The sequence below is a fragment of the Paenibacillus solani genome, from assembly GCF_001277345.1.
GTDB lineage: Bacteria > Bacillota > Bacilli > Paenibacillales > Paenibacillaceae > Paenibacillus_AQ > Paenibacillus_AQ solani.
Window position 1 is genome coordinate 1293276 of sequence record NZ_LIUT01000001.1, and the last position, 25273, is coordinate 1318548.

General features: G+C 47.4%; 30 protein-coding genes. All 30 read left to right on the top strand.

Going from position 1 to position 25273, the window contains the following annotated elements; translation table 11 throughout:
• The first annotated feature begins 227 nt into the window (after positions 1 to 227).
• The 30 genes from ypeB (at position 228) to aroH (ending at position 25102) form a co-directional block, all read left to right on the top strand.
• A complete protein-coding gene (gene ypeB, locus AM231_RS05770) occupies positions 228 to 1577 on the top strand; it encodes a germination protein YpeB (protein ID WP_054401648.1) in 1350 nt (449 codons plus the stop codon).
• 146 nt (positions 1578 to 1723) lie between these two features.
• The gene (locus AM231_RS05775; protein ID WP_106406050.1) at positions 1724 to 2386 is read left to right on the top strand and encodes a flagellar brake protein; all 663 of its coding nucleotides are present in this window, start codon (positions 1724 to 1726) and stop codon (positions 2384 to 2386) included.
• A 63-nt stretch (positions 2387 to 2449) separates the two neighbouring features.
• Positions 2450 to 2737, top strand: a complete 288-nt coding sequence (locus AM231_RS05780) for a DUF5359 family protein (protein ID WP_165593374.1) — start codon at positions 2450 to 2452, stop codon at positions 2735 to 2737.
• Between the two features lie 175 nt (positions 2738 to 2912).
• Positions 2913 to 3593, top strand: coding sequence for a (d)CMP kinase (gene cmk, locus AM231_RS05785; protein ID WP_054401650.1), 681 nt, complete (start codon positions 2913 to 2915; stop codon positions 3591 to 3593).
• A gap of 21 nt (positions 3594 to 3614) precedes the next feature.
• On the top strand, positions 3615 to 4205 hold the full coding sequence (locus AM231_RS05790) for a lysophospholipid acyltransferase family protein (RefSeq protein WP_053488785.1): 591 nt from the start codon (positions 3615 to 3617) through the stop codon (positions 4203 to 4205).
• A 121-nt stretch (positions 4206 to 4326) separates the two neighbouring features.
• Complete coding sequence (gene rpsA / locus AM231_RS05795; RefSeq protein WP_054401651.1) at positions 4327 to 5544, top strand: 30S ribosomal protein S1; 1218 nt, start codon at positions 4327 to 4329, stop codon at positions 5542 to 5544.
• A gap of 211 nt (positions 5545 to 5755) precedes the next feature.
• Positions 5756 to 7078: a ribosome biogenesis GTPase Der gene (gene der, locus AM231_RS05800; protein WP_053488783.1), complete on the top strand. Its 1323-nt coding sequence runs from the start codon at positions 5756 to 5758 to the stop codon at positions 7076 to 7078.
• An 11-nt stretch (positions 7079 to 7089) separates the two neighbouring features.
• The gene (gene plsY, locus AM231_RS05805) at positions 7090 to 7716 is read left to right on the top strand and encodes a glycerol-3-phosphate 1-O-acyltransferase PlsY (RefSeq protein ID WP_053488782.1); all 627 of its coding nucleotides are present in this window, start codon (positions 7090 to 7092) and stop codon (positions 7714 to 7716) included.
• A complete protein-coding gene (locus tag AM231_RS05810; RefSeq protein ID WP_054401652.1) occupies positions 7709 to 8749 on the top strand; it encodes an NAD(P)H-dependent glycerol-3-phosphate dehydrogenase in 1041 nt (346 codons plus the stop codon). Before plsY ends, AM231_RS05810 begins: the two co-directional genes overlap by 8 nt.
• 63 nt (positions 8750 to 8812) lie before the next feature.
• Positions 8813 to 9088, top strand: coding sequence for a stage VI sporulation protein F (locus AM231_RS05815; RefSeq protein WP_009595189.1), 276 nt, complete (start codon positions 8813 to 8815; stop codon positions 9086 to 9088).
• Positions 9089 to 9233: 145 nt separating this feature from the next.
• On the top strand, positions 9234 to 9413 hold the full coding sequence (locus tag AM231_RS05820; RefSeq protein ID WP_006209457.1) for a DUF2768 family protein: 180 nt from the start codon (positions 9234 to 9236) through the stop codon (positions 9411 to 9413).
• Between the two features lie 44 nt (positions 9414 to 9457).
• Positions 9458 to 10042 carry a hypothetical protein gene (locus AM231_RS05825; RefSeq protein WP_054401653.1) on the top strand — a complete coding sequence of 195 codons (585 nt, stop codon included), beginning with the start codon at positions 9458 to 9460 and terminating at the stop codon, positions 10040 to 10042.
• 60 nt (positions 10043 to 10102) lie between these two features.
• Positions 10103 to 10462, top strand: a complete 360-nt coding sequence (locus tag AM231_RS05830) for a 2Fe-2S iron-sulfur cluster-binding protein (RefSeq protein WP_053488779.1) — start codon at positions 10103 to 10105, stop codon at positions 10460 to 10462.
• Between the two features lie 24 nt (positions 10463 to 10486).
• Positions 10487 to 11239: a hypothetical protein gene (locus tag AM231_RS05835; RefSeq protein WP_054401654.1), complete on the top strand. Its 753-nt coding sequence runs from the start codon at positions 10487 to 10489 to the stop codon at positions 11237 to 11239.
• A gap of 500 nt (positions 11240 to 11739) precedes the next feature.
• Positions 11740 to 13218 carry a stage IV sporulation protein A gene (gene spoIVA, locus AM231_RS05840; RefSeq protein WP_053488777.1) on the top strand — a complete coding sequence of 493 codons (1479 nt, stop codon included), beginning with the start codon at positions 11740 to 11742 and terminating at the stop codon, positions 13216 to 13218.
• 259 nt (positions 13219 to 13477) lie between these two features.
• Positions 13478 to 13750 carry an HU family DNA-binding protein gene (locus AM231_RS05845; RefSeq protein WP_053488776.1) on the top strand — a complete coding sequence of 91 codons (273 nt, stop codon included), beginning with the start codon at positions 13478 to 13480 and terminating at the stop codon, positions 13748 to 13750.
• Between the two features lie 85 nt (positions 13751 to 13835).
• Positions 13836 to 14060, top strand: a complete 225-nt coding sequence (mtrB, locus tag AM231_RS05850) for a trp RNA-binding attenuation protein MtrB (protein WP_053488775.1) — start codon at positions 13836 to 13838, stop codon at positions 14058 to 14060.
• A 183-nt stretch (positions 14061 to 14243) separates the two neighbouring features.
• Positions 14244 to 14822: a DoxX family protein gene (locus AM231_RS05855; RefSeq protein ID WP_054403541.1), complete on the top strand. Its 579-nt coding sequence runs from the start codon at positions 14244 to 14246 to the stop codon at positions 14820 to 14822.
• 120 nt (positions 14823 to 14942) lie between these two features.
• A complete protein-coding gene (locus tag AM231_RS05860) occupies positions 14943 to 15914 on the top strand; it encodes a 1,4-dihydroxy-2-naphthoate polyprenyltransferase (RefSeq protein WP_053493928.1) in 972 nt (323 codons plus the stop codon).
• A gap of 117 nt (positions 15915 to 16031) precedes the next feature.
• Positions 16032 to 16577, top strand: a complete 546-nt coding sequence (locus AM231_RS05865) for a hypothetical protein (RefSeq protein ID WP_054401655.1) — start codon at positions 16032 to 16034, stop codon at positions 16575 to 16577.
• A 112-nt stretch (positions 16578 to 16689) separates the two neighbouring features.
• On the top strand, positions 16690 to 17547 hold the full coding sequence (locus AM231_RS05870) for a heptaprenyl diphosphate synthase component 1 (protein ID WP_054401656.1): 858 nt from the start codon (positions 16690 to 16692) through the stop codon (positions 17545 to 17547).
• Between the two features lie 30 nt (positions 17548 to 17577).
• Positions 17578 to 18309, top strand: coding sequence for a demethylmenaquinone methyltransferase (locus AM231_RS05875; protein ID WP_054403542.1), 732 nt, complete (start codon positions 17578 to 17580; stop codon positions 18307 to 18309).
• A complete protein-coding gene (locus AM231_RS05880; protein ID WP_053488772.1) occupies positions 18302 to 19174 on the top strand; it encodes a UbiA-like polyprenyltransferase in 873 nt (290 codons plus the stop codon). The genes AM231_RS05875 and AM231_RS05880 overlap by 8 nt, the downstream gene beginning before the upstream one ends.
• Complete coding sequence (locus AM231_RS05885) at positions 19174 to 19776, top strand: UbiX family flavin prenyltransferase (RefSeq protein WP_053488771.1); 603 nt, start codon at positions 19174 to 19176, stop codon at positions 19774 to 19776. Before AM231_RS05880 ends, AM231_RS05885 begins: the two co-directional genes overlap by 1 nt.
• Before the next feature lie 151 nt (positions 19777 to 19927).
• Positions 19928 to 20902 (top strand): polyprenyl synthetase family protein, encoded by a 975-nt coding sequence (locus AM231_RS05890; protein WP_053488770.1) that lies wholly within the window; start codon positions 19928 to 19930, stop codon positions 20900 to 20902.
• Positions 20903 to 21006: 104 nt separating this feature from the next.
• The gene (gene ndk / locus AM231_RS05895) at positions 21007 to 21450 is read left to right on the top strand and encodes a nucleoside-diphosphate kinase (RefSeq protein ID WP_053488769.1); all 444 of its coding nucleotides are present in this window, start codon (positions 21007 to 21009) and stop codon (positions 21448 to 21450) included.
• Positions 21451 to 21488: 38 nt separating this feature from the next.
• Entirely contained in the window at positions 21489 to 22292 is an 804-nt protein-coding gene (locus AM231_RS05900) for a CheR family methyltransferase (protein ID WP_054401657.1), read from the top strand.
• 166 nt (positions 22293 to 22458) lie between these two features.
• The gene (gene aroC / locus AM231_RS05905) at positions 22459 to 23628 is read left to right on the top strand and encodes a chorismate synthase (protein ID WP_054401658.1); all 1170 of its coding nucleotides are present in this window, start codon (positions 22459 to 22461) and stop codon (positions 23626 to 23628) included.
• A gap of 1 nt (position 23629) precedes the next feature.
• Complete coding sequence (gene aroB / locus AM231_RS05910; RefSeq protein ID WP_054401659.1) at positions 23630 to 24724, top strand: 3-dehydroquinate synthase; 1095 nt, start codon at positions 23630 to 23632, stop codon at positions 24722 to 24724.
• Between the two features lie 3 nt (positions 24725 to 24727).
• On the top strand, positions 24728 to 25102 hold the full coding sequence (gene aroH / locus AM231_RS05915; RefSeq protein ID WP_053488765.1) for a chorismate mutase: 375 nt from the start codon (positions 24728 to 24730) through the stop codon (positions 25100 to 25102).
• Positions 25103 to 25273: the final 171 nt, after the last annotated feature.

Sequence of the window (25273 nt, forward strand, 5' to 3'; positions counted from 1 at the left end):
AGTAAGAATTCTTTGCAGGGACTGCGGCGAACGTTTTGTGCTCCGAGGAAAGAAAGAACAAGGCAGAATTGAAACGGGCTTTAAACAATGTTTGTGCAACAATCGTGATCATTTCGATATCGAGGAAGATTATTAATTTCACGATGTGATGCTGGAAAAAGTGCATAAGACTTCTTTCTTCTAGTCAAACTAACTGCAGTGAGTAGAAGAAAGGAGACGATCGTATCATGTACAGACGAATAAGCGCTATACTGTTTCCTCTGGCGACCATTTTATTGGTCGGAGCTCTGGTGTGGGGATATCAAGAGAATAAAGAAAAAAACGCGATATTGATTAATGCGGAGAACCAATACCAGCGGGCGTTTCATAACTTGTCGTATAATATGGACAGAATTCATGCAGAGCTTGGCAATACGCTTGCTGTAAGCTCTACCTCTCAGGGGATGCACCGGAAAGGCTTGATGAATGTATGGCGACTGACCAGCAATGCGCAGAACGAGATCAGCCAGCTGCCGCTGACGCTGCTGCCTTTTAACAAAACGGAGGAATTCCTCTCTCGCATCTCCAACTTTGCTTATAAAGCTGGCGTGCGTGATTTGACGAAAGAGCCGCTCAGTGAGAATGAGGTCAAAACGCTAAAAACGTTGTATACCAACTCGGGAGAGATAACAAAGGATTTACAGCAAGTGCAGCATAAGGTCATCACGAACAGCTTACGATGGATGGACGTAGAGACGGCCCTGGCTACGAACAGTATAGAGGATAACTCGATTATTGACGGGTTCAAAACAGTTGATAAAAAGGTGGAGGCCTATCCTGAGCTAGATTGGGGTCCATCCGTTAGCAGTATTTATAACAAACGCTCCGTGAAACAATTGGCAGGCATGCCGATTACGGAGGAGGACGTAAAACGAAAAGCACTGAAGTTTGCCGATGCCGGCGATAATGCCAGAGTGCAAATAACGAAGAACGGGAAGGGAACGGACTGGGTATCCTTCACTGCAAAAGTGAAACATCCGAAGGGCTATATGATCAGTATGGACTTTACTGAAAAAGGCGGCCAAATCATTTCATACACGAATGAACGGAATGTTGGTGCGAAGCGGGTATCCGTTCAAGACGCTATCGAACGTGCTCAGCAATTCTTGGAGAAGAAGGGGTATCCCGACATGACCGCCGTCTCTGCGGATCCATATGATAATCTCGCTAACTTCTCATTTGTACGTGAAGAGGATGGTGTCCTGATATATCCTGAAAAAATCACCGTTCGTTCGGCTATGGATAACGGGGATGTCATCGGGTTCCAGGCCAGCGACTTTGTTTATGAGCATCAGATTAAGCGCGAGATTCCACAGCCTTCCATCAGCCTCGCCGAAGCGAAAAAGGTGCTGAATCCAGACTTTAAGGTGCTCTACCACCGGAAAGCCATCATTAAAAATGATCGTTCCGAGGATGTGCTGTGCTACGAATTCGGCGGACGCATCAACGGATCCCAGTACCGAATTTACATTAACTCGGATACCGGGCTTGAGGAAACGGTCGAGGTTGTGAAGGATGCACAAGCTGGAGTTAGATAACTTTTATAACGAGTATGCGAGCCGATTAAGGAAATCCTTAATCGGCTTTTTCTGTCGAAGTCGGCATGTGCTTGAAGATTTTTCCCCATGGAGCCAGGCAAGCCGTGATATAATGAAACATATTGATTATGATGAAGTAGTGGTGGGTGAGAGTATTGTATCCAAAGATCAACGATGTCCTCTATATCCAGCTGGATACGGGTGATGAAAAAGAAGCTAATATTGTGTATAAATCCCGTATTTCCGACATGGATGACGAATCGATGTATATGGAGGTACCGCTTCAGGAAGGAACCGGCAGATTAAAGAGACTGTTTATCGGAGATGAGCTTTCCGCTTATTTTTTGACAGAAGGCGGCGTAAAGAATTATTTCAATTCATATGTCCTAAGCCATCACGAGGATGTAATACGCCTGGTCCGCATCAAAAAACCGGAACCTGATCAGATCACAAAAGTGCAAAGGAGAAGCTTCCTGAGAGTGCAGGCTGAGCTCGAAGTTGCAGTTACAGCCAAAGACGGTACACAGTTCTTAACGAAGTCGGAGGATGTCGGCGGAGGTGGCATATCTTTCTACGTGAATCCGGAACAACGGATTAAGGAAGGTAGCGTATTGCATTGCTGGATACTCGTCCCTTATAAGAATGGATCGGTAGAGCATGTCCCTTTTGAAGGTGAAGTTGTCAGAATCAAAGAACTGCCTACGAACCGAAGCATCGCCATGTTGAAATTTAAACAGATTGTAGATATGGAACGGCAGAAGCTGATTCGTTATTGTTTTGAGAGACAATTTGATTTTCGTAATCGTTAATGAATAATCGAATCGATATGGTGGCATACTAGCGGAAATTTCATGCTGGAAGGAATATCTGCCATGTCGAATACATGCAATGAACAAGATCATATGACCGGGACGAAGAATGTCGATTGGACAGCAGAGGAGCAGGGACAAGCACTCGATGAGCGGTATGGCAAGGTGCTTCTGAGGCTGCTGATCGGACTGATACTTGCCCTGATTGTAATCCAGCTGCTGCTCCATTACGAGCCCAGCAGGCTCTATATTTCACCCGTTCAGCAAATGGAAGGAATTCCTGTTAACGAGCCACATGTAAACGATTGGATGTGTGGAAACACCCCTTCTCTTTTGCATCACTCTAGCTAGTGTGGTATAATTTTCACGTCGCAGGCGGGCGCCTGCTTTTTTATTGAAATATGAAGATTGTGTCGGAATATCCCTCACTTTCTTAATATTTTTGCTAAGTAACGGTGGTCTCCATCCTTTTTGGGTGGCAAGCTCTTTGATTTTGAAGGTTCATGTTTGAGGGAGGAATGCCCCGTTGGTTATGCAGGGGACAGGTTATCGCGACAACATTAATATTGCCATTGACGGCCCGGCCGGCGCAGGTAAAAGCACAGTGGCACGTATGGTAGCCGGCAGGCTCCAATACATCTACGTGGATACCGGAGCCATGTATAGGGCAGTCACCTGGTTTATGTTGAACCAAGGGATTTCTGCAGAAGATTCCGAAAAAGTGCTTCAACATGCCCAAAACATGGTGATTGAATTAAAACCGCATGAAAATGGCCAGATGGTTTGGCTTAACGGCGAGGATGTTACCCCCTATATTCGTTCCCAGCAGGTGAGTGCAGAAGTGTCGAAGTATGCGCGAATCGAAGGATTACGAACACAACTTGTCCATTTGCAGCAGCAAATGGCCCTGGAGAAGGGCGTTGTGATGGATGGACGTGACATCGGAACTACGGTTTTACCGGATGCCGAGGTAAAAATTTTCATGACGGCCAGTGTCAAGGAACGCGCGCTTCGCCGTTTCAATGAGTTGAGTGATGAAGGCATAACGCTGGAACAACTGGAAAAAGATATCGCAGAACGTGACAGGCTTGACCAGGAACGTGAAGTGTCGCCGCTCCGATGTGCTGAAGACGCCATCATTCTCGACACGACACATATGGATATCAACCAAGTTGTGGAGGCAATCCTTTCATACTGCAAAACTTAATTGGGATGGAGAGAAAAGAACATGATTTATGTTTTTTGCAGAGCGGTGGTCCGCGGTTTGTTCGCTATTCTCTACAGATTCGAATCTGTCGGCGTACATAACATACCTTCTGAAGGCGGCGTGCTGATCTGTAGCAATCATATTAGCATAAGAGATCCGATATCTGTCGGAATTCACGTCAAACGCCAGGTTAAATTCATGGCAAAAGCTGAATTGTTCAAGATTCCGGTGTTCGGATGGCTGGTTCATCAGCTTGGAGCTTTTCCGGTTAAGCGCGGTGGAGTTAGTAAAGAGTCCATCAAGACGGCTCTTACGATTCTGCGTTCTGGCGAGATTATGGGAATCTTCCCTGAGGGTACCCGCAACTCCGATGCGACGGCTGCCAAGCGGGGAGCAGCAAGCTTTGCACTTCGCAGTGGAGCAACCGTTATTCCGGCTGCAATTATTGGGGATTATAAACCGTTCCGAAAAGTGAAGATTATCTATGGGGCTCCTGTAGATTTATCCCGCTTCGAAGGCGAAAAGTCACCAGAAGCACTCGATGCCGCAACCGAAATCATTATGAGCAAAATTCACGAAATGCGAGCAAGCGGCAAACCAACCGTGAACTGAATTTATGCACTTCATGCATAAAAACCATGGGAAGTTTGGAAAGATACTACAGCAATTATGTTTTGAACTTCGCCTATGCGAGTTTAAATAAATGGGGTTTGAATTGAGGAGGTTATTTGACATGTCGGAAGAAACAAGAAACGAAGAGGCTGTTGAGAATCAAGAACAGCTCGACCAAATCGTATCCTTGAAAAAAGGGGACACCGTGAAAGGGACGATCGTCAAACTGGAGGACAACCAAGCTTATGTAAGCATTGGATATAAATATGACGGCGTAATTCCTGTTCGCGAACTGTCTTCAGTACAACTTGATAATGCTTCTGAGGCGGTTCAGGTTGGCCAAGAAGTAGAATGCAAAGTTGTAAGCATCAATGATGACAAAGAGAACCTGGTATTGTCCAAACGCGCCATCGATACCGAGAACTCGTGGGAAGAGCTTGAGAAGCATTTTGCAGATCAGGACGTCTTCGAAGTAACGGTAGCTGATGTAGTAAAAGGCGGGCTTGTAGCTGATGTAGGTGCTCGCGGATTTATTCCTGCATCCATGGTAGAACGTCATTTTGTTGAAGATTTCAGCGACTATAAAGGCCGCACACTTCGCGTAAAAGTGAAAGAACTGGACCGCGAGAACAACAAAGTGATTCTCTCCCAGAAAGATGTTCTGGAAGAAGAGTTTGAAGCGAACAAACAAAAAGTAATGTCCGAGCTTCAAGAAGGCCAAGTACTGGAAGGTACAGTACAACGTCTTACACAATTCGGCGCATTCGTTGACGTAGGCGGTGTAGACGGTCTCGTACACGTATCTGAGATTGCTTGGAGCCATGTTGACAAACCAGCGGACGTACTGTCCGAAGGCGATCAAGTGCGTGTGAAGGTATTGAAAGTAGATCCTGAAAAAGGAAAAATCAGCCTCAGTATCAAAGCTGCTGCTCCGGGTCCTTGGGAAACGGCTGGCGAGCAATTCAAAACAGGCGACATCGTAACAGGTGTGGTTAAACGTCTGGTTAACTTTGGTGCTTTTGTTGAGCTTGCTCCAGGCGTGGAAGGTTTGGTTCATATTTCCCAAATCTCTCACAAGCATATCGGAACTCCGCAGGAAGTATTGAAGGAAGGCCAGGAAGTTCAGGTTAAAGTGCTGGATATCAACACTTCCGAGCAGCGTGTAAGCCTGAGCATTAAAGAAACAGAAGAAGCGCCGGCTCAAGCTCCGCGTGCTGAAAAACCGTCCAAAGGTCCTAAGATCGACCTGAAAGACAACCCGAACGTTTCTTTGAGCAATCAAGGCATGAGCGTGACGCTTGGAGAGCGCTTCGGCGATAAGCTGAGCAAATTCAAGTAAGCCCGGGAACAGTTTTGTTCGGTCTATCGACCTATCATAACGAAGTTGGCGAACCCAGAGATCTGGGTTCGCCATTTGTTTTTTTAGAGGACGAATCGTAGCGGATGTTGTAACATGGGGTGGAGCATAATAGAAATAAGAATGAAAGGTTAGCCAATTGTAACGTTTTTTGCTATGATGATAATCGTAAGAATTGACAGGAGGAGTGACTATGGCAAGACCCGTAGTGGCTATTGTTGGACGGCCGAACGTCGGTAAATCCACCATATTTAACCGATTGATAGGCGACAGATTGGCCATCGTTGAAGATAAACCGGGTATTACCCGTGACCGAATTTATGGAAATGCCGAATGGAACGGCAAAGCGTTCAGCGTCATCGATACCGGAGGTATCGAAATTGATGGCGACGACATGATACTAAAATCCATACGCATGCAGGCCGAACTTGCCATTGAAGAGGCGGATGTCATCGTATTTATGTGCGATGCAAAGACAGGGGTTACCCAGTCGGATGAAGAAGTTGCACAGATACTGTTCCGTTCGGGCAAACCCGTCATCCTAAGCGTGAATAAAGTTGATAATTTGAAACGTGCTGACGATATTTACGAGTTTTATTCCCTCGGGTTTGGTGACCCTGTTGGAATATCGGGCAGCCACGGCACTGGAATCGGTGATCTGCTGGATGTGGTGGTAGAGAACTTGCCAGAACTGGAAGAAGATGAGTATGACGAGGACGTTATTCGAGTTGCCCTGATCGGCCGACCGAATGTTGGCAAATCCTCGCTGGTTAATGCTATTTTGGGAGAAGAACGCGTCATCGTCAGCGATGTTGCAGGCACGACCCGCGATGCGATTGATACACCTTTCGAGAAGGACGGGCAGCGCTATGTGCTCATCGATACGGCGGGTATGCGTAAACGCGGTAAAGTTTATGAGACGACGGAGAAATACAGCGTTATGCGAGCCATGCGAGCGATTGAGCGCGCGGATGTCGTTCTTGTGCTCATTAATGGGGAAGAAGGGATCATTGAGCAGGACAAGCATATTGCGGGCTATGCTTATGAAGCAGGTAAGGCCTCCTTATTTGTCGTGAACAAATGGGATATGGTTGAGAAAGACGATAAGACAATGCAGCAGTTCGAGAAGAAGATACGGGATCATTTCCTGTTCATGACTTATGCACCTGTTGTGTTCCTATCCGCTAAAACCAAGCAGCGCCTGCAAAAGCTGCTCCCTGTGGTTAAGCACGTGGCGGATCAGCACTCCTTGCGTGTGCAGACACATTTGCTTAACGACGTGATATCCGACGCGGTCGCGATTAACCCGCCTCCGACGGATAAGGGAAGAAGATTGCGTATCAATTACTCCACGCAGGTTGCGGTCAAGCCGCCGACCATGGTTGTGTTTGTCAACGATCCGGAATTGATGCACTTCTCATATGAACGTTATCTTGAGAATAAGATTCGGGCCGCGTTTGACTTTGAAGGTACACCCATCAGGATATTTACTCGAAGAAAGTCTGATGAGAGTTAGGGGAGAATAGTTTGTTTCTAGAAATCGTAGCGATCGTAGTGTGTTATTTACTTGGTTCGGTAAGCTTTAGCGTACTGCTTGCCAAAATCCTGAAAGGGATTGACATTCGTCAGCATGGCAGCGGTAACGCCGGGGCAACGAATACCCTTCGAGTCCTTGGAAAGGGACCTGCCATTCTCGTATTGGCTTTGGATGTTATTAAGGGCATCGCTGCGGTTTGGATCGGACGATGGCTCGGCGGAGATAATGCGTGGCTTCCCGGATTATGCGGCATAGCGGCTATTATCGGTCATAACTGGCCGATATACTTCCGCTTTCGGGGAGGTAAGGGAATTGCAACCGCCATTGGGGTGCTTGCTACGCTATGCTTTATTCCAGCGTTGATCGCTGGGATTATTGCCATCTTATCTATCGTACTTACTCGATATGTATCTCTTGGTTCCCTTATATTTGTAATACTTACACCTATTTTTCTATTGATTGCAGGATATCCCTGGCCAATCTTTTGGACGAGCTTGATCATTTGCTTATTCGCCATCTGGAGGCATCGCTCAAACATCGTGAAGCTGGTAGAGGGCCGTGAAAATAAGCTGGGTTCTGGAAAAGGAAAGGACAAAGGAGGGAAGCGAGTTGTCTGACAAAGTCGCTGTGTTGGTAGCAGGGAGTTGGGGAACCGCTTTGGCAAGTGTTCTAGCGTCGAATAATCTGGATGTCGTAGTCTGGACAAGAACGGAGGAACAGGCTCGCGAAATTAACGAGTCTCATACCAACAACCGTTATTTGCCCGGCGTGGAACTCTCCCCGAAGATTCGAGCTACAACGGATATGGAAGAAGCGGTCTCTTCCGCTACTGCCGTTGTCATCGTTGCGCCTTCGTCCGCGATGCGGGAGGTTACAGGGCAACTGAAGCAGTATTGGAACAAAGATATGCTCGTTATTCACGCAACCAAAGGATTTGAGACGGAATCCTTAAAGCGAATGTCCAGCGTTATCGCTGAAGAGCTGGGCTGCGAGGAAGGGCATATCGTGGTATTGTCAGGACCGAGCCATGCGGAGGAAGTGGTCAGACGTTGTCCAACCACGGTCGTTGTGGCTTCATTGGACGCCAACGCGGCCGCAGCTGCTCAGGATTTGTTCATGAACGCCTATTTCAGAGTCTATACAAATCGGGATATGATTGGCGTAGAACTGGCCGGTGCGTTGAAGAATATCATCGCGCTGGGAGCAGGGATGTCTGACGGACTGGGCTTTGGCGATAATGCCAAAGCAGCACTCATTACGAGAGGTTTGGCGGAGATTTTAAGAATCGGCATGGAGATGGGGGCCAATCCTCTCACTTTTGCCGGGCTTGCAGGGATCGGAGATCTGGTCGTAACGGCGACAAGCCAGCACAGTCGGAATTGGCGCGCTGGCTCTATGCTCGGCCAAGGCAAGAAGCTGGACGAGGTGCTAAGTTCTATGGGCATGGTTGTGGAAGGCATACGTACAACTAAAGCAGCACATGCGATCTCAGAAAAGTATGGCGTACAGATGCCGATAGCTGATCAGCTGTATCATGTATTGTTTAAAGACCGGAATCCACGCATCGCCGTGGAAGCCTTGATGGGCCGCGATCCCAAAACCGAGATGGAAATGATGCCGCTTGAAACTTGGGAGCAGTGGCACACTTAGCTTATTCACCATTCCGATGTTTGACTCATATATTGATGTGAGGATGTCGGAGGAGGGGTGGAAATGAGCAAAAGCTTTCACAAGGATGTTCTGAATGCGATCAACAAGAAGAGCGGCAAAAAAATTTCTTCAGGGGCTGTCAATAAGCTGGCTAGCACGGTTAAACCGTCTACAATGCAAAATGAAGCCCAGCTCCGCCAGCTGATCAAGCAGGTATCGGCGATGGCCAATATACCTGTGAGTGAGGATACGATCCAGGAGATTGTTGGCGCGGTCAAGAAGAGTGGCATGAATCCGAGCAATATGGAAGCCTTGATGAAAATGATGATGAACAAATAAGATAGGGCGATGCAGATCAAAAGCCGTGTCCAGATGGACGACGGCTTTTGTTTTACTCTTTTTGATGCATGCGGGATGAGGCGGAATCATTTTTTGTGATATAATAGGTTGAATAATTTGATGATAGAATGGAGAGTTTCATGACATGGATCCGATGCAAAAGATGTGGCTGTCCCTTGTCGCATTATTGATTATGGCGCTGTCCGTTATAGTGGTTACACTTGCGCGGAGCAAAACCAAGGGCTTTCTGCGTGGCACGTTGTCATTCGTGGCCTTTATGATGATGATTTTCGGGTTTATTATTGGACTGGCCTCCATTATTTGATATGGAGAGTCCCCATTCAGGAGAAATGGTAGAAGAGGTGCAGCATGACACTGAATGATATGCCGGAACTGGAGAATGTGTTAGCTACAGCCATTCATAAGCTGAATCAGGTCTCAATCCCTTGGCTGTTGGGTGGAAGCTGCAGTCTGCTGCTGCAGGATGTCAATTTACATAAGTCACCTAGAGATATCGATATATATGCCGATGCAAGCGGGATACAGCTGTTGCATCAGTCCCTGGCCTCGGTGGCAGTGGATGTACCACACTTGGACCAGGAAGGAATCTATTCTTCAACACTAAGCCACTATGAACTCATGAAATATTCAATTGAATTAGTTGGCGGATTTGAAGTGAATGCAGAGGGATCGTCTTATAGAGTGGAGATTGATCTGCTGCTGTACCCAGCAGCCGCAGCGCGACACATACAAGGTGGCACAGTACGGCTGATGCCCTTAAGCCATGAGCTTGTATTTAATGTCCTTCGAGGCCGGGCTGACCGTTATGAAGCTATTGCGGAGGCAATGCGGAAGGATAAGGAACAACATATACCGCTTCTCCAGCAAATTTTATCCCGGAATCAACTGAATGAAGAACATAAGAGGGCTCTGGATCAGCTTCTCGGACTTTAGCCGCACCAATATATCGCAAGGGATCACTTGTGTACATAAGACAAAGGAGCGCGGTTACCGTTGGACTACGAGATATTATTTCAGCCGGATGACAAAAAGGTCAAGGTGCGTTCACAGACAAATGTCTTGGATGCCTCGAGAAGGGCGGGTGTGCGTATTCCCACCCGTTGTGGGGGCAAGGCCGGATGCTTGATGTGCAAAATTATGGTTCAAGGCGAGGAAAAGGAACATTGTTCACCGCCGGAGCTGAAGGAAGTCCGAAAGCTGGGGACATCAATGATTGAACAAGGTTACCGGCTTGCCTGCCAGACAAAAATCACGAATCACTTGAAGGTTATCATACCGGAGGACCCTCTGAAAGCTGCAATACGTAAGCAGTTGGAAGCTGCGAGAAATCGAGATACGGATGACTTTATATAATGCGAAAGGTGATGTTAGTTGAATATGATCACTTGGATAACCCAAGCGGCAGGCCGTTCGAAGCGGATGTCTGCAGCCTTGGTCCTGGTGCTGTTTCCAGTATTGCTGACAGGTTGTCTGTATCCTGGTGAGAACATGCCGGAGAACAAGGTTTCCTATAGGGAAAGCGTCAAAAGAATCCAGTCGGCTGTAGACGATTTTTATCAAGAGCAGGGCATACTGCCGATTATTACGGCTGGCTCGGAAATTCCGCGCTATGAGAAGTATCGCGTCGATCTGGATCAGCTGAAGAACAGAGGATATATGGATCAAATTCCGAATACGGCATTTGAGAAGGGAGGCAGCGGGTATTTTCTCATTATCAATGAGGAAACCGAGCCAACCGTGAAGGTCATGGACCTGACCACCACGCAAAAGGTGAATGACGTTCAGAGAGCTGTCAATCTGTATAAAATGAGCCATGACGACGCCCTCCCCGCAGGGGAAGCCCTTTATCCTGGGTATACAGCGGTGGATCTGTCCAAAACCGATGCCAAATCCGTTAAATTGAACAGTGTGTATTCGGGTCAGGAAATGACTTTTATCATGGATGAAAACGGTACCGTTTATGCCGATTATGCATTCGATATTATGCAGGCGATCCAAAAGAACGGCACTGACCCTAAAGAAGGTGAAGATTTACGGAGATATTTGGAACAGGAATCCTCTTATGTTCCCGTGAAATCCGTGCCCTATACATGGCAGGACGGCCAACCAGTCGCTCAGCCTCTATCTTAAACCATCATACCCGCCGAGAACGGCGGGTATTTTTTTTGTGTCCGCTTGATCTGATTGGAATATCTAGTAAAGTGCGAGCATATTCATAATCCGAAAGAGTAGTGCGGGCAAGAGCCGGTTGCCCTCAGCATGAGCAATACGAAAACGACTGAAGGCGCATAAGGAAGAAGACCTGCGTCCATGCGGTAGTTTATCATTGAAAATCTGATGACGGTATCTAGTTGATTTGGCATTTCCTTCTCTCAAAAAAAATAGGAGGGACATAAGGAGCGACCGTCATATTTTTGAACCCGGTACATATGATGATACTAGTCCAAATGCATGTACGAGTTACGCCGCTTTGCCGTTTCCATCAAAAACTCATGGAACACCGGCGGCGGGATGCTGGCGACATTGTAAAGGCGGCTCATCTGTTGCAATGGCTTTGGCTATGAGTGGAACACGAAGCGGATGCTCTTAAAGCATTTTTCCTTCGGAGTAATTTGAGGAGGGGATCTCTTTTGGAAAAAGTGGACATTTTTAAAGACATTGCCGAGCGGACCGGAGGGGACATTTACTTGGGTGTCGTCGGTGCCGTCCGTACGGGAAAATCAACCTTCATCAAGCGGTTTATGGAGACGGTTGTTCTCCCGAACATTACGAACGAGGCGGATCGAGTAAGAGCTGTCGATGAGCTGCCTCAAAGTGCTGCAGGGAAAACCATCATGACAACCGAGCCGAAATTTGTGCCAAACAATGCAGTACAGATCAAGGTTACGGATGGCCTTGAAGTCAATGTAAGACTGGTGGATTGTGTAGGTTACGCGGTTGAAGGCGCCAAGGGCTATGAGGATGAGAACGGTCCACGAATGATTTCAACACCATGGTTCGAAGAGCCAATTCCGTTCCAGGAAGCTGCTGAAATCGGAACCCGTAAAGTGATTCAGGAGCACTCCACGCTTGGTGTGGTGATAACCACTGACGGAAGTATTGCCGATATTCCCCGCAGCTCGTACGTAGAGGCGGAAGAACGCGTAATTGAAGAGTTGAAGGAAGTCGGCAAGCCATTTGTGGTTGTCATTAACTCTACACGTCCACGCAGTGAGGAAACGCTGCAGTTGCGTAATGAGCTGGCAGAGAAATACGATATTCCAGTTATGACGCTGAGTGCGGCCACAATGACCGAAGATGATGTAACCGGCGTTCTTCGTGAAGTGTTGTATGAGTTCCCGGTTCATGAAGTCAATGTGAATCTGCCTAGCTGGGTGATGGTGCTCAACGAGAATCACTGGCTGCGCAGTAACTATGAGAATTCAGTTCGAGATACCGTTAAGGATATCCGCCGATTGCGCGATGTCGATCGTGTGGTAAGCCAGTTCATGGAATATGACTTCATCAACCACGCTGGCCTAAGCGGCATGAATATGGGGCAAGGGGTTGCCGAAATTGATCTCTTCGCGCCAGATGAACTGTATGATCGGATCCTGATGGAAGTTGTAGGGGTGGAGATCCGCGGTAAAGATCATCTGCTCCAGTTAATGCAGGAGTTCTCTCATGCCAAGCGGGAATATGACCGCTTCGCTGAAGCACTTGAAATGGTAAAAACGACCGGATACGGAATTGCTGCACCTTCCTTGACCGAAATGGCGCTGGATGATCCTGAGCTTATTCGCCAGGGCTCCCGCTTCGGGGTAAGACTGAAAGCGACGGCTCCATCGATCCATATGATACGGGTCGATGTGGAATCCGAGTTCTCGCCGATCATCGGTACAGAGAAGCAGAGCGAGGAGCTTATGCGCTATCTGATGCAGGATTTTGAGAATGATCCGATCAAGATTTGGGAATCCGATATATTCGGACGCTCGCTGCACTCGATCGTCCGTGAGGGAATTCAAGGCAAAATCGCCATGATGCCCGACAATGCCAGATATAAATTGCAAGAAACATTGGGTCGCATCATTAACGAGGGTTCAGGCGGTCTGATCGCAATTATTCTATAAGTGAGCGCGGAAAAGGCGTTAAAAATGCAGTCGCTAACGGGACAATAGTCCCGATTAGTGACTGTTTTTCGTGTTTTCTTTGGTCCAATAAAGCAAAGTGCTTGAAATTATGAGATGACTGTATTACTATAAATTTGTTCCGCGTCATGCATTCTAAACGCGAAATAGGGGTGAATTACCCGATTGCACGTATAATTTGCGGTAAAACGGAAACAGTGAATAGCAAGTGGAGCACATTCCTTGTTAGGGAGGTGAAAGAATGAATAAATCGGATCTGATTACACAAGTAGCCGAATCAACAGAGCTTTCCAAGAAAGATGCAACGAAAGCTGTTGATGCCGTTTTTGATGCTATCTCTGAAGCATTGCAGAACGGAGACAAGGTACAACTGGTGGGCTTCGGTAACTTCGAGGTTCGCGAGCGTTCCGCGCGGAAAGGCCGTAACCCGCAAACAGGTGAAGAAATCGAAATCCCTGCGAGCAAAATTCCTGCGTTTAAACCTGGTAAAGCGCTCAAAGACGGAATCAAATAATGATTTCTACATATTACCTAAGAGCACAGGTCGTGAATTCGTTCACGGCCTTTTCTTTTAGACATACGGTAAGGAGGTCTTAAAGATGGAGAACGCCCAAAGCGGTGATTATTTTATAGTCAAAGCGTTAGACCATGGAGTCCAAGTGATTGGTCTGACCCGGGGACAGGATACGCGGTTTCATCATACCGAGAAATTGGACAAAGGTGAAGTGATTATCGCCCAATTCACGGACCATACATCCGCTGTGAAAATTCGCGGTAAAGCTGAAGTGATAACCAAGCACGGGAAGGTCGAGTCCGGCAGCTGATCTATTCATTTATTCATAAGAAAAAGCCCCACCAATGGGTGGCGGCTTTTTTTGTTTCGGATGTTTATTCTCTCGTTATGTGTGTTAACAACTTGTTAAATGTATATTGCCGAGTATGGCAACTATGTATATACTAGCAGGAATGGGATGAATAAATATACAAAAAGGATGATTAAAGAAACGATGGCTAATTCGTACAAAGAAGGACAATATGTTGTGGTCCCCGAAAATCCAGTATCCATGTTTTTGTTTAACAGCACCCGGTCTGCATGGATATGGCTGTTTGTGAGACTGTATCTTGGTTATGCATGGTTATCAGCGGGAATTAAAAAGATGACATCTGAAGCATGGACTGGAAGTGAAGCTGGCTCAGCCCTACAGGGCTTTGTAGGCGGCGCACTGGCCAAGGCAGAGGAAGGCAAGGACGTAACCGGCTGGTATGCTTCTTTCCTCGAAGGTTTCGTGCTTCCCAATGCCAAGATGTTCTCATACATGGTAGCCTTTGGTGAGGTATTGGTGGGACTTGGCTTGATCGTGGGTCTCCTGACCGGCATTGCTGCCTTTTTTGGCGGGCTGATGAATGCCAGCTTCCTGTTCGCAGGTACGGTAAGCACCAATCCTCTGCTCTTTATTTTGGCTACCTGGCTCGTTATGGCATGGAAAGTCGCGGGTTGGTATGGTTTAGACCGCTGGGCCTTGCCGCTGCTGGGTACACCATGGAGCCGCAGACGACAAGAGAAGGATCTATCCGCGAAGGTATAATTCAACGCAAAAGTAACTTTCGTCACTTTCGAGATGGGTTTGTCAAGTACAATTCCAACAGACTGCGATCATGGAATCCTTTATTCTGTAATTAGATCTTTTGGATAAAGGATGATGGCCGTGGGAATACAAGCTTTTTTTAAATTGGTGGAAATACAGACCAAGGTAGCCAGCATGATTCCGTTCTTGTTCGGAACCGTTTATGCGATGTTTCGCTTTGATTCATTTGATGGTGTTCATTTTGCCCTGATGCTTGCATCATTGCTGTCATTTGACATGGCTACGACGGCAATCAATAACTACTACGATTATAAAAAAGCAATTAAAAAAAATGGTTTTGGTTACGAACAGCATAATGCCATCGTACGTTATGGCCTGAAAGAGTCTGCAGTCGTGTCTGTAATCGTCATACTGCTCCTGACAGCGGCAGGTTGTGGCATTGCGCTCTTCCTTTCGACGGGCTGGCTGATCCTGCTGCTCGGTGGACTGTCTTTTGCGGTTGGTATATTGTATTCGTTTGGTCCGATCCCGATCTCCCGTATGCCGCTTGGAGAATTGTTCTCAGGGCTGTTTATGGGATTCGTTATCATTTTTATATCGGCCTGGATTCATTTGGACAACCCTATCCGTCTTGCTGTCCTGGATATTGATTTATGGTCAGGCATGGCAGCGATTCATGTGAATTTCTTCGAGGTGATATTGCTGCTTGTGGTGTCTTTGCCTGCCATTCTTGGGATTGCTAACATAATGCTGGCCAACAACATCTGTGACATGGATGAAGATGTGGAGAATAAGCGTTACACCCTGCCTGTATACATAGGGACTAAGCATTCCTTGAAGCTGTTCCGGTTGCTGTACTGTTTCGCCTATTTGGATCTGGTAGCACTGCTGATGATAAAGGTACATCCCGTACTGGTTGCCCTGGTCCTAATCACGGCAGTTCCAATTTATAAAAAGAGTGTTATATTCACTGCTGATCCCTCGAAACAAAAGACTTTCGTGATCGCGGTACAAAACTTTGTGTTTATGAATCTTGCACGAATCGCAGCGTTGACGATCGCTGTGATCTTTACATCCCAATCGCTATTCTAAAACAACATGAGTTTGGTTGACCTAAAAGCAGGCATAGCCTGCTTTTTTTCTTTATACAATGAGGTATGGACTTATGGTGAGAGGAAGAAACTTAATAGTAGAGGAGGCAAGGGAGACATGAAGCATTGGCATTTCATACGAGCAGTATTATTGCCGGCGGTGATTTCATTTACGATGTTGGCTCTATTAACTGGGCTAAAGCCGCAAATGCTTGATAAGGCCGGAGCGATGACTGCCGCGCTTCCTTATCACAGCCGAGAATTAAGTGATGATGTATTAGTGGATTCCCTCATGTCGATACCTCTCCACCTCAAGATCAGTCGTGCGGATGTTGAGGAAGGCGCCCTCACTCTGGATATCAAACACCATGATGAAGCGGAAATTGCTGCCACCGATGTCTATGAAGATATTGCCAGCATCCTGTCATTTTCATTTGAGGGAACGGATAATGTGCAGCAGCTTTACTTAAGAGTGGTTGCCATCGATCGGTGGAGTGGGAAGCGATATTTGCTGCTTGCTTCGAATATGACGAGGGAAGCATGGGATTCAAGATATGCGGAATCTTTAATCGAGCTTGAGGACGGGGAATTCCCGCCAGGGCTTGCCAACTCGCTTAACATAACTTTTACGAATCTTTGGCAGAAGCAGTTCAGCGGCCGATGAAACGGTTAAAATAGTAGATGACAGGGCATGTACGTGCTCTGAACATGTGTTATAATAGATTGGATTGTGAGCTTATTTGGACAAAAGAACATCAAGTGCTCGGAGGCTAAGAATGAAACCGTATCGCGTACAAGAACTGGCAGAGAAATATACTCAATATGATATGATTCAAAAACACACGGACCTTCCTGAATTTCCGGATGCTCGTGTTCATTTGTTATACATATTTTTAAAGGATTCAGGAAAGAACATTGCCGGGCACGAAGAATTGTACGCGCTGGTTACCTCACTGGTTCAGTTGGGACTCGATACGCATGAAAGCATCGACATTACGGAGGGCAATCAAGGAGAGGCGATGATGCGTTCCCGGCAGCTAAAAGTGCTCGCTGGGGATTATTTTAGCAGCCGTTTTTATCAACTCCTTGCCCATAAGGGCGAAATTGCCGTGATCTCGCTTCTTGGCAAGGCTGTCAGCGATGTGAATGTGATGAAGATGCGTCTGTATGGCAAAATGAAAAAAACATTGCTGCCTTCTGAAGAGTATCTGCGGCTAACCGTACAGCTGAATATGCAGCTGTTTCTTTCTTTTACTCCGCTGCTTGAGGTATCCGTTCAAGAAACGTGGGAGAAGCTGCTCAAGGAATTTACAGCATGTGAAACCATTGTGCAGGAGATGGAGCGTTGTGCTGCGCCTGAAATCGGCAGATGCGGTTATGCGTACTGGCATTTGATCGAATCGGGCAGCGAAGAGGAACGAAATCTGCTGGTTAGCAAGAAGACGGATACGAAGGACTGGAGAAAACTGATTCTGAAGCATAAGGCTTCCGAGAAGCTGCTGGACAAGCTCCGAGATTCAGTTAATGCCATACAGCAGCTGCTGGCAAACCGCGGGGACAGTTCGTGTAACGGTATGCTGGATCCATTCTTGAAGCGGCTCAGTACGTACCGATCTGTCGTAAGTGAAGGGTAGGGGGATACAGTGGATAATCAAACAGTAGACATGAGCAAGCATGACGGCAAAAGTCCAAAAGAGGAGTATGTTCATTCCGTCTTCGAAAGCATATCGGGAAAATATGATATGATGAATGACGTCATCAGCTTCAAGAGACACAAAGCGTGGCGCAAATTTACCATGGAAAAGATGGGCATGCACCCTGGTGATACGGCGATTGACTTATGCTGCGGAACTTGCGACTGGACCATCAGCATGGCCAAGGCAAGTGAATCCGGCCACATAGTCGGACTTGATTTCAGTGAAGGAATGTTGAAGGTTGGTCGGGAGAAGGTTGCCATGCAGGGACTGGACCAGCAGATTCAACTCATTCAAGGAAACGCTATGAGCCTGCCGTTTGAAGATGAGTCTTTTGATTATGCCACAATCGGTTTTGGGCTTCGCAATGTGCCGGACTATATGCAGGTACTGAGGGAAATGAAGCGTGTCGTAAAACCTGGCGGGATGGTTGTATGCCTGGATGTGTCCAAACCGACCTGGCAGCCGTTTAAAGGACTATATTATTTTTATTTTCAACAAGTGATGCCTCGGATGGGGAAACTGGTAGCCAAACGATATGAACAGTATAAATGGCTGCCAGAGTCGCTGGCTTTATTCCCGGGCCGCGAGGAGCTTGCCGAAGCTTTCCGTCAGACCGGACTCAAACAAGTCCAGGCCTATCCCTTAACCGGTGGAGTCGTAGCCTTACATATTGGGACCAAGGAGAATCTGGATGTTTAAGAAAATAGGAACGTATCTTGAAATGATTAAAGTGGAGCATACGTTGTTTGCTCTGCCTTTCGCTTTTATGGGGGCGATTCTCGGATCGGCCGTTGTATTTAATCAATTGCCTTCCTGGGGAGATATTGGTTGGATTTTTCTCGCGATGTTCGGGGCGCGCAGCGCCGCTTTCGGATTGAATCGATTGGCGGATCGACATATTGATGCCAAGAATCCCCGCACCGCAAAACGGGCGATTCCGGCAGGTCTGCTAAAGCCGCTTGAAGTTATATTATTCATTATCCTTTCTTTTGCGGTGTTTTTCTGGGCCACGTACATGTTAGATCCGTTTGCATTTCGTTTGCTGCCTATTGCTATTTTCCTGCTTATTATTTATTCCTTTACCAAACGATTTACTTGGCTGTGTCATTTAGTGCTTGGGTTAACAACAGCTCTGGCTCCCTTAGGCGGATGGGTTGCTGTAACGGGTCAAATCGACTGGAAGGCGATCGTATTTTATATTGCACTAGCCTTTTGGACGGCGGGATTTGATATCGTTTACGCTTGTCAGGATGAAAAGTTTGATGCAGGTGAGAAGCTATACTCGATCCCTTCCCGGTTCGGCTTACATAGATCGCTCTGGTTTGCACGCGGGTTTCATGTTGTAACGGCGATCGGCTTTATCATCCTTTTCTTTGTTACGCCGGTTGGCTGGTGGTATCTGGCTGGTATGGTCATCGCCTGCGGGATCTTGTTCTATCAGCACTACATCTTGTCCCCGAATGATATGAGCCGATTGCAAACGGCTTTCTTTACGATGAACAGCACACTGAGCATCATTCTGTTTGTATTTACTCTGATTGATTTGGTGGTGCGGTATACCTAATGAGTTCCCTGCGCAAAAAAAGCTGGGTTGTCGGTATAACCGGGGCCAGCGGAAGCATCTACGGTGTTCGCCTTACCGAGAGCTTGCTCTCGCTGGGCTTCGATGTGCATTTGATTATTACCAATGCGGGCTGGCGTGTATTGAAGGAAGAAATGGGCTTTCAGGTCACTAGCCGCGAAGAGATGCTGGCCGAGAAATTCGGCGGATATGAGGGGCGGATAATCTATCACCCCATAACCGACATCGGTGCCACGATTGCCAGCGGGTCCTTCCTGGTTGAAGGAATGATCATCATGCCGTGCTCCATGGGTACGTTATCTTCTGTCGCACACGGAGCTTCCGATAATCTGATGGGACGTGCTGCCGACGTCATGATGAAAGAAGGCCGTCCGCTCGTGCTTGTTCCGAGAGAAACGCCGCTTCATGCGATTCATTTAGAGAATATGCTGACGTTATCCAAGCTTGGGGTCAAAATCATTCCAGCAATGCCTGCGTTTTATCATAAACCCAAAACGATTGATGATATTGTTAATTTTCTGGTCGGCAAGGTGCTTGACAGCCTGCGTATCGATCACCAATTGTACACCAGATGGGGTGACTAGAGCTGCCGATACTTGATAACGTTGACGAACGACAACAGGAAGGGTTACGCTTATACTTCAAGTTCGCATATGAACTTGGCCTGCGGATCGTCACAAGTAGTGGCCGGTACCGGTAATTAGGGAATGAGAATTTAAGCAGACGGGTGAAAAGATGAAACGATTTGACATATTCGGAACATTAAAAAAAGATATGGATGTTATCGAGAAGGAGCTCTACCTTAGTGTCGAAGGTGACAGTCCTGAATTGACGGAGACTTCATTGCATCTGCTTAGAGCAGGCGGCAAACGACTCCGTCCCGTATTTGTGCTGATGGGGGGCAAGTTCGGGAATTATGACATTGATAAGCTAAAGTATGTGGCCGTGCCGCTCGAACTCATTCACAGCGCCTCACTCGTTCACGATGACGTAATTGATGATGCCGACACCCGGCGGGGAAAGCCAACAGTGAAGGCTAAATGGGACAACCGAATTGCCATGTATACAGGAGATTATATCTATGGCCAGGCTTTAGAGCTGACGACCCGTCTGAAGCAGCCCGAGATTCATCAGATTTTGGCCAAAGCCATGGTAGAAATGTCCATCGGCGAAATGGAACAGATTCGAGATTTCTTTAACACGGATCAAAACGTCAGAAGATACCTTCTTCGCATCCGTCGTAAGACATCGTTATTAATTGCCATCAGCTGCCAGCTTGGAGCGCTGGCTGCCGATGCTGATCGTAAAGTGGCGAGCAGCCTGTACCGGTTCGGGTATAATGTCGGGATGGCATTTCAGATTCAGGACGATCTTCTGGATCTGTGCGGCACCGAGAAACAGATCGGCAAGCCGCCGGGCAGCGATATGAGACAGGGGAATATTACGCTGCCTGTTATATTTGCGCTAGAAGACAGCAAGCGCAAAGAGCAGCTGCTGCAGGAGCTGGATCGAATCCGCGCCCTGAATGGCCAGTGTGATGTGTCTGAAGCCGTAAGGCTCGTAACCTCAAGTGAAGGTGTACCGAGATCCGAAGCATTGGCTGATCGGTATATCCATAAAGCATTGGCTGCATTGGATACTTTGCCTGACATCAAGACGAAAAAACAGCTTAGAGATATTGCAAATTTTATTACCAAGCGCTCATATTAGCCTTACTCATGAGGTTGCTATCTGTTAAAATACGGGTACAAACATGTAACATCACCTAAAGCACGATATGTTTGTTCAATTACCTAGGATGGAGTGATGGGCCTATGGAACGTACTTTTTTGATGGTTAAACCAGATGGTGTGCAGCGTGGACTTATTGGCCGAATTGTTGGTCGTTTGGAGGATAAAGGGTTCAAGCTGGTAGCAGGCAAGTTTATGCAGATTTCGGACGAGCAGGCGAAGCGTCATTACGCAGAGCATGATGGTAAGGATTTTTTTGATAATCTGGTTGGATTTATAACATCCGGACCGGTGTTTGCCATGGTTTGGGAGGGAGATGACATCATCGCGCTATCCCGCCAGGTCATCGGCAAAACGAATGTGAAGGATGCCTTGCCAGGAACGATTCGTGGGGATTTTTCGGCGCACACGCCGCATAATCTAATTCATGGATCGGATTCCCCGGAAAGTGCCCAGCGCGAGATAGCTAATTTTTTTGAAGAGAAAGAATTGGTTGTATATAACAAAACGCTGTCCCCTTGGCTGTAATCCGGGAAAGCGAATACTATGATTAACAGGATGATACGATGACGGAACATGAACCTGTGCTGGAGGATCCGGATTATATCGGCTTTGTTCGCAGCATCGAACGAAGCACGGGGATCAATCTGGCGGATTATAAAGAAGCGCAAATGAAGCGAAGGCTCACCACGCTGCGAATAAAGAAGGGTTATGAAACTTTTTCGGCCTTTTATGATGCCATGATGAAGGACAAGCCGCTGTTCCATGAGTTTTTAGACCGAATGACGATCAATGTCTCGGAGTTTTGGCGCAATCCGAACCGGTGGGAGGTTCTTCGCGATAAAATTTTGCCGATGCTGTCCGCGCAGAACCCTGGGGTGCTCAAAATATGGAGCGCTGCCTGCTCTACGGGTGAAGAGCCTTATACGCTTGCCATGATTCTGGCCGAGAATAGGATGCTCAACCGTTCTCGCATCGTGGCGACGGATATTGATGACGGCGCGTTACATAAAGCGAAAGAAGGCCTGTATGTTGAGAGGTCCTTAAAGGATGTCCCTCCTGAAGTGGCCGCCCGTTATTTTCAGGAAGAGGGATCTGTTTACCGCTTCAATGACAACTTGAAGAAGGAAGTTACTTTTCATAAGCAGAATCTGCTGACGGACCGATTTGAAAGCGGTTATGATCTGATAGTGTGCCGAAATGTGATGATCTATTTCACCGAAGGTGCGAAGCACAAGCTGTATCAGAAATTTGCGGCCAGCCTGAAGCCTGGCGGCTTCCTGTTCGTTGGCAGTACCGAGCAAATCTTTAATCCGGGACAATATGGTTTGGAGAGTAACGAAACCTTTTTCTACCGGAAAATTCAATAAATAGGGCTGTATGAGTCATAAAGCGCTTTTCAATCCTGAGGATGAGAAGCGCTTTTGCTCGTCTAGCATATTCTTGTCAAAGCGTTTGACCTATACTATAATGAGCAGAAGATATTTACGGAGTTTAGCGGTTTAACGCTTAAAAGCCTAAAGGGGGAAAAGCAGCATGAGTTTACGTTTTCTTACTGCTGGGGAAACACATGGTCCTCAGTTGACAACCATAATCGAAGGACTTCCAAGTAATTTGGAGCTTGATTTCGAAGCGCTGAATTTTCAGTTGCATCGGAGACAGAAGGGCTATGGGCGGGGACGCCGCATGCAAATCGAAAAGGATACCGCTCAAATTCTGGGAGGAGTGCGGCATGGATATACGACTGGCGCACCGATTGCACTCGTTGTGCAGAATAACGACTGGAAGCATTGGCAGAACATCATGAACGTGGAGCCAATCGAGGGCAATGACGAGGCGAAGAGAAGAGTGCATCGCCCAAGACCGGGACATGCCGATTTGAACGGCGGGTTGAAGTACAATCTGAAGGATTTGCGCAATGTGCTGGAACGCTCCAGTGCGCGTGAAACGACGGTTCGCGTAGCGGTTGGTGCAATTGCCAGACAGTTCCTGGCACAATTTGGCGTCAAAGTTGCTGGTCAGGTTATTCGGATTGGAGAGATCGAAGCACCTGCACACAATCTGCCAATCGATGAGCTGATCGAGCGGACGGAAGCTTCCTCGGTTCGGGTAGTGGATGAAGAAACCGAGAAGAAGATGGAAGCTTACATAGACGAGATCAAGAAAGAAGGCGACTCCATCGGTGGCGTTGTAGAGTGTATCATTGAAGGACTGCCTGTTGGATTAGGAAGCCATGTTCAATACGACCGCAAGCTGGATGGACGCATTGCACAAGGTGTGATGTCAATTAACGCATTTAAGGGCGTCGAGGTAGGAATCGGGTTTGAGGCAGGGGAACTGAGAGGCTCTCAGGTTCATGATGAAATTATGTACAGTGAAGAGCGCGGGTACTACCGGGCAACGAACCGTCTGGGCGGATTTGAAGGCGGTATGACGAATGGTATGCCAATCGTTATCCGCGGGGTGATGAAGCCAATACCTACGCTCTATAAACCGCTTCAAAGCGTGGATATCGATACGAAGGAAGCTTTCACGGCTCAAGTTGAACGTTCGGATGCTTGTGCGGTTCCGGCAGCGAGTGTTGTCATGGAGCATGTAGTAACCTGGGAGGTCGCCAAGGCATTTCTTGAGAAATTCGGTGGTGATTCCATGGAAGAAATTCATGCCAACTATCAGAATTACCTGAAACAGCTGGAGAACTATTAATATGAGAACACTTCAGGTTGATTTGGGGGAACGTTCCTACCCAATCTATATTGGAGCCGGAATTCTGGACACTCTCGGCGAACTCAGCGAGAAGCATGGAATTACCCGGAAAAGTCCGCATCTGATCGTGACGGATGATCAAGTGGCACCGCATTATTTATCATTAGCGGTAGAACGGTTGAAATCACAGGGTTATACCGTAATTACGCATATCGTTCCCTCGGGAGAATCCTCCAAATCGCTTCAGGTCTATGAAGAGGTAATGACCACAGCCATTAACGGCAAGCTGGATCGCAGCTCCGCTGTATTCGCGCTGGGTGGAGGCGTTGTGGGTGACTTGGCTGGTTTCGTAGCGGCAACCTATATGCGCGGCGTGACGTTTGTTCAGATACCCACCACGATCCTGGCTCATGACAGCAGCGTAGGTGGCAAGGTAGCGGTCAATCATCCGTTAGCGAAAAATATGATTGGCGCATTTCATCAGCCGGTCATGGTTGTCTACGATGTGAATACGCTGAAGTCACTGCCTCCGCGAGAGGTTTCTTCAGGACTTGCGGAAATGGTGAAGCACGGATTGATCCTGGATCGTGATTTTGCTTATTGGTGCCGGGAGAATGGACAGAAGCTGCTAAATCTTCAGCCGGATACATTGATTTATGGTCTTGAGCGGGGCTGCGCCATTAAAGCCAAGGTTGTATCCCAAGATGAGAGGGAAGGCGGTCTGCGTGCCATCCTTAATTTGGGCCATACGATTGGCCATGCGATCGAAGCCGTCGGAGGTTACGGACGCTTTCTCCATGGCGAAGCGATTGCAATAGGAATGGCGGGTTCCGCACGTCTGGCTGAAATGCTGGGCAGAAATTCGGATTTATACGATGAAACGGTTAGTATGCTGAGAGCGATGAATCTGCCGGTAACGTTGCCGGATGATGTCCCGGTTGAGGGTATAATGGACGCCATGCAGCACGATAAAAAGTTTGCCGAAGGGCAAATGGTATTTATTGTGCCAGATGCTATCGGTTCGGTCAGCATCGTAAAGGATGTGCCTGTTGAAGCTGTTCGATCGGTGGTTGAACAGTTGAAGGGAGAGGAATAGTACATGATGAATCGGGGAATTCGAGGGGCAACAACTGTCACTCGCAACGATGAGCAGGAGATTGTGCAGGAAACGCTGCGATTGCTTGAAGAGATGGTGAGACGCAACGAGCTCGAGCCGGAATATATCAGCAATATATGGATAACGATGACGCAGGATCTGGATGCAACATTCCCAGCCAAAGCGATACGCCAGCTGGATGGCTGGGATCTCGTCCCTTTGATGTGTTCGGTTGAAATACCGGTTCAAGGCAGTCTGCCGCGCTGTATCCGTTTTATGGTGCAGGTCAACACCGAAAAAAGCCAGAGCGAGATCAAGCATGTATATTTGAACGAGGCCAAGCGGCTTCGTCCGGATTTATCAGGCTCCAAATCCTGATGTTTGCATTTTTAGGGTTGCAATAATATGGTATCATCCTGTATAGTGAGTATCAGAATAGCTGAGTAGAGTTTAGGTTTTATAGATGAGTTGAGTTGAGAAGAGCTGAGGCATTTTAGATCATAACATAATCGGGTAAGGAACCAATCAGATTTTTTGATGAATAGTACA